This is a genomic window from Acetobacter okinawensis JCM 25146 (genome assembly GCF_000613865.1).
GTDB classification, from domain to species: domain Bacteria; phylum Pseudomonadota; class Alphaproteobacteria; order Acetobacterales; family Acetobacteraceae; genus Acetobacter; species Acetobacter okinawensis.
The window spans coordinates 1-4,910 of record NZ_BAJU01000076.1 but is presented as its reverse complement, the minus strand read 5'-3'; the positions used below and the strand labels follow the sequence as shown (position 1 = coordinate 4,910).

Genomic DNA, 4,910 nt, shown 5'->3' with positions numbered 1-4,910 from the left:
TTTTTAGAACTGTCCATGCGATTGTTTCCATCTTCTTTTAGCGTGAAACGGCGCACAACCGCCCCTTAAAGGCAGTGTGTGGCGCTCCCCGGCGTGCCTTACATCGCGTTAACATGCCGACAGACATCGCGAACCAATGGGGTTTGGTTTAATGTTTTGTGAAAGAACGCAAGCACGGAAACAAAAGTCACTGCCGACTGTGTCCTTTTTGCAACGGGTGTTGAAAAAGACTTGAGCTTGACAAACAAGGCCACCTATATGCAGGCGAATACCTCATGCACGCGTGGCACTACCCGTTCCGCGCCTGCTGCTCCTGCAAACAGTCCACTGGTGGAGTAGCAGGCCAAGCCGGTTACAGGTCTGGTCGCGCGCTTGAATGGACATACTCAATACTGACTTGTCCTTAACTACCAGTCACGATACGGGCGTTAAGTGGATGCGCCGAAGCGGGGGTTTATGGCCGTACCGATAATGCAGGCCGTCAGGGTCGGCAGTTACGTTGTCAAACAGCATATTACGGGGCGCAAGCGCTATCCGCTGGTGCTCATGCTTGAGCCGCTTTTTCGCTGCAATCTGGCCTGTGCAGGCTGCGGAAAAATCGATTACCCGGCGGCTATTCTCAACCAGCGCATGACCGTGCAGGAATGTCTGGACGCGGATGCGGAAGCAGGCGCGCCCGTCATTGCCGTAGCAGGCGGGGAACCGCTGCTGCACAAGGAAATGCCGGAAATTATCCGTGGGCTGATCGCACGTAAAAAATACGTCTATCTGTGCACAAACGCCCTGCTGCTTGAAAAGAAGATGGATGACTACGAGCCATCTCCCTTCTTCTCATGGGATGTGCATCTGGATGGTGACAAAACCATGCACGATGCCTCCGTCTGCCAGGACGGGGTGTACGAGCGGGCTGTTGCGGCCATTAAAAAGGCCAAGGCGCGCGGCTTCCGCGTGTCCATCAACTGCACCGTGTTCGACGGGGCAGACCCCCAGCGTATGGCCAACTTCTTTGATGAAGTCATGGCTATGGGCGTGGACGGGATCATGACCGCACCGGGCTACGCCTATGAGCGTGCCCCTGATCAGGCGCACTTCCTCAACCGCCAGAAGACCAAGCAGCTCTTCCGCGACGTATTCCGTCTGGGTAAGGGCAAAAAATGGCGGTTTACGCAGTCTCCGCTCTTCCTCAACTTCCTTGCTGGTAACGAGCAGTACCACTGCACGCCGTGGGGCAAGCCTCTGCGTAACGTGTTTGGCTGGCAGCGCCCGTGCTACCTGCTGGGCGAAGGCTACGCCAAGTCCTTCCGTGAGCTGATGGAAGACACCAAGTGGGACGACTACGGCACCGGCAACTACGAAAAATGCGCCGACTGCATGGTCCACTCCGGCTATGAATCCACCGCCGTGATGGATGCTGTCCGCCGTCCGTGGCACATTGCCAAGGTGGCGCTGTTCGGGCCGGAAACCGAAAAGCCGATGGTGCCGGAAATCTCTCTGGCTAACCAGCGGCCTGCCCAGTACGTGTTCTCCAAACAGGTGGAAGAGCAGATGGAGGCTATTGCCGCGCGCAAGCCTGCCAAGTCCCCGCGTCAAGGTCGTACGCACTGAAGGTGCGAATGACGAGGCCCAAAAGCCTGTTGAAGCAGAGCAGAGCACTGCGGCAGACTGATCCTGCCCAGAGCGAATCGGTTATGCATGATAAGGAACGGCTCCCTCGGGAGCCGTTTTTTTGTGTCTGCCGTAAAAAGAATACCGATTTGGTCCGCTTTATCCGATGGTCAGGCATACACCCCCTGCATGGGCCTGACAGGTGGGGTGGGTCGCATGTTCGGTGCTGGTCTCGGGCTGGATCATCCCTTATCGTGTGCGGCAGGGGCATTTGTTGCGCAAAGCCCGCTACAGCATAAAGGCGTGTTGGTTTTATCCATGGCACTTTCCATTCTTGTCATTTTCTTTCTGGTTTTCCTCAATGCCGTGTTTGCCATGGGCGAACTGGCGCTGATCTCCGTGCGCAAGCCGCGTCTGGCGCAGTTGCAGGAAAACGGCGTGCGTGGGGCCGAGCGGGCCATGCGGCTGGCCGAGGACCCGCAGATTTTCCTGCCCACGGTGCAGGTGGGCATGACGCTGGTCTCCATTTTGGAAGGCACGTTTGGCGGGGTGCAGATTGAGGCGCATCTGACTCCCATTCTGGAGCGCTTTGCCGTTCTCCGGCCCTTTGCCTCGCAGCTTTCCATGGTGGTTGTGGTGGTATTCATTACCGCCATTATGCTGGTGCTGGGGGAGCTGGTGCCCAAGCAGCTTGCCCTGCGTGAGCCGGAAAAAATGGCAGCCCGTCTGGCCATGCCGCTGGAGCTTCTGGCCAAGGTGACCGGGCCTGTGGTCCTGCTCCTGCGGGCCTCCTCCAACATGGTTCTGCGTCTGATGGGGGCGAGCGATGCGGTCAACCAGAACCTGACGGAAGAAGAACTCAAGGCCTACATTGCCGAGGGCGCCCGTCTGGGCGTGCTGGAGCATGAGGAGCGCAGCATGATCGAGCGGCTCCTGCGGCTGGCGGACCGGCCTGTTCGCGCGATTATGACCCCGCGGAATGAGCTGTGCTGGATAGACCGCCACGCCGGGCGCGAGGCACTGGTGCAACTGCTCAAGCAGACCAGCTACGCCCGCATTGTGGTGTGCGAGGGCGGGGTGGACAACCCCGTGGGGGTTATTCTGGCCAAGGACATGCTGGACCGCGTGCTGGAGGGTATGCCTGTCTCCATAGAGGCAGGGATGCGCCCCATGGTGGTGGTGCCAGACAGTATTTCAGCACTCGATATGCTGGAGCGTATGCGCAGCATCAGTCTGGGCATGGCCTTTGTGCTGGATGAATACGGGGCGTTTGAAGGGGTGGTCACCCCTGCCGACCTGTTTGACGCCATTGTGGGCGAAACCTCGCACGAGCAGCCCCAGTCCAGCCACCATGCCGCCAACATTCCCGCCCCTGATGCGGTGATTGCTCTGGAAGGCACCGCATCGGTGGACGAGATCAAGGACATGCTGGGCCTGCGCTCCCTGCCGCAGGAGGGCAGTTACCATACGCTGGGGGGGCTGCTGCTGGCCTTGCTGCGGCGTGTTCCCGCTGTGGGGGACAAGGTAGCCTACGATGGCTGGCTGTTTGAGGTGCTGGAGGTAGAGGGCCGCCGCGTGGCCCGCGTGCGGGCCAGCCGTCAGGCACTGGCGGAGAACTGAGGCCACATTGCCCTGCTGGCCCGTATGCCCGCGCAGCCTCAAGGTTGTGCGGCATTGCGGGGAGGCTACCAGAGTAGTGGGGAGCATACGACAAAGGGGCGCTGGCATTGGCCGCGCCCCTTTGTCGTATGGGCTCGTCAGGTCGTCAGGCACCCCCGGCCACATGATGGGTGTGGCGCCAGTGCTCCCATGACCTGCGGGCCTGTGGTGGGGTGTGGGGTTAGTGCAGGGTACGGGCCAGTGCGGTTTCATCAGCAAAGTCGGGCCATGTACCGTGTGCCAGAGCGCTCAGCGATGGGGCTGGCAGCTTCATTTTGGCAGCGTAGCGCCACAGGTAGGTCAGGGTCCGGTGGACGTAGTTCCGGGTTTCCTGATTAGGCAGCAGCTCCATGAACAGGAGTGGGTCGTCGGAGGAGGCGGCCATATTTTCCCAGTGCGCCAGTGCATTGGGGCCTGCGTTATAGCTGGCCAGCAGGCGGATCATGTCCCCGCCGCGTGCTTCGGTATGGTTGGCCTGCTGGGTGCGTTTGGCCAGATACTGCACGTAGCGCTGCCCGATTTCCAGATTAAGGCTGGGGTCATGCAGGGCGGAGGCGGCACGCTCAAAACGGTGGTTGGGCGTGGTGGCCGATGCGCTGGTCACAAAGTCGGCGGTAATGGGGCGGATCTGCATCAGCATGTGCGCCTGCGCCCGATACGGCGTGGGCGTCAAAGTTGGATTCCACCCGTGCCAGTGCGTAAACCAGTGCAGTCCATGGTAAAACCGTTGCGCGGGCGCAGCTGGGGCAGGGGGGCATCGTCCATGGTCTGCGCGTTGGAGGCCTGACTGTGCAGGGACTCCTCCATCTCGCGCGCAAGGTCGTGCAGTCCGGCGGCATCGGCTACAAGCTGGAAGGAGCGGGCCAGTGCAAGGTCATGCAGGGCCGGCCATGCGCGACGCATGGCGTTTTCCGCTATGTCCTGCTCGCCAACCTGTAGCAGGGCAAACACGCGGTGGCCGACCTCGGTATTGCCCACGGCTTCAATATCAATTTCCGTCAGCACCGGGGCGGAGGCAGCGCTCTGGCTGGTGGTGGCCGCAGCACTTTCAAGCTGTGCAAAACTTGCCAGACCGTGGCGTTCGCTCAGCTTGTGGGGTGTGGCGGCATTGCGCAGCATGGTGCTGGCCAGCAGCCCGTAGAATGTGCGGGGGAAGGTTGCCGCATGCTGGAGCCATAGGTGCTGGCTGCGGGCATTGTTGGCTTTTTCATGCGTGCGTGCGGCCCAGAAGGCGGCTGCGGCGCGCATATCCGGCGTGGCCCGTGGCGCGTGGGAGGCGCGCTCAAAAAACGGCGTGGCCTCGGCGTAGGCGGCTTTTTGCCACAGAGCCAGCCCGGTCACATAGCCTGCCAGCGCATTACGCCCGTGGGAAACAGTGTTGGCCGTGCGGCTGATGTCCAGCGCAAGGTCAACTTCGCCCGAGGCCAGCATGGCCTGTGCCGTTTCTGCCTGAAGCTGGGCAGCGTAGGCGGGGGTCATGCCCGGTGTAATGCTGATCAGGTGCAGAGCGCTGTGCACGCCTTTTAGCCCCGCGCTGGTCCGCTCACGCAAGGTGCGGTCAAGCAGGGGGTTACGGGTGAACTCCTGCAACGGCCCCGCAGCCAGTGCCGCATGGGCGGGGGCCAGATGCTCGGTGGACGGGGCCG

Annotated in this window: 3 protein-coding genes and 1 pseudogene; 2 read left to right on the top strand and 2 right to left on the bottom strand. The window is 61.1% G+C overall.

Going from position 1 to position 4,910, the window contains the following annotated elements; all coding sequences use genetic code 11:
* Positions 1-456: 456 nt before the first annotated feature.
* Complete coding sequence (gene hpnH / locus JCM25146_RS20125) at positions 457-1,605, top strand: adenosyl-hopene transferase HpnH (protein WP_148299122.1); 1,149 nt, start codon at positions 457-459, stop codon at positions 1,603-1,605.
* A 318-nt stretch (positions 1,606-1,923) separates the two neighbouring features.
* The gene (locus JCM25146_RS15330) at positions 1,924-3,225 is read left to right on the top strand and encodes a hemolysin family protein (protein ID WP_025829119.1); all 1,302 of its coding nucleotides are present in this window, start codon (positions 1,924-1,926) and stop codon (positions 3,223-3,225) included.
* A 220-nt stretch (positions 3,226-3,445) separates the two neighbouring features.
* On the opposite strand, the gene JCM25146_RS24305 is transcribed toward JCM25146_RS15330, so the two are convergent.
* Together JCM25146_RS24305 and JCM25146_RS20120 are read right to left on the bottom strand one after the other, a co-directional pair.
* A complete protein-coding gene (locus JCM25146_RS24305; protein WP_242401186.1) occupies positions 3,446-3,937 on the bottom strand; it encodes a transglycosylase SLT domain-containing protein in 492 nt (163 codons plus the stop codon).
* Positions 3,934-4,910, bottom strand: a pseudogene (locus JCM25146_RS20120) (lytic transglycosylase domain-containing protein); the annotation flags it as partial. The pseudogene JCM25146_RS20120 and the gene JCM25146_RS24305, both read right to left, overlap by 4 nt.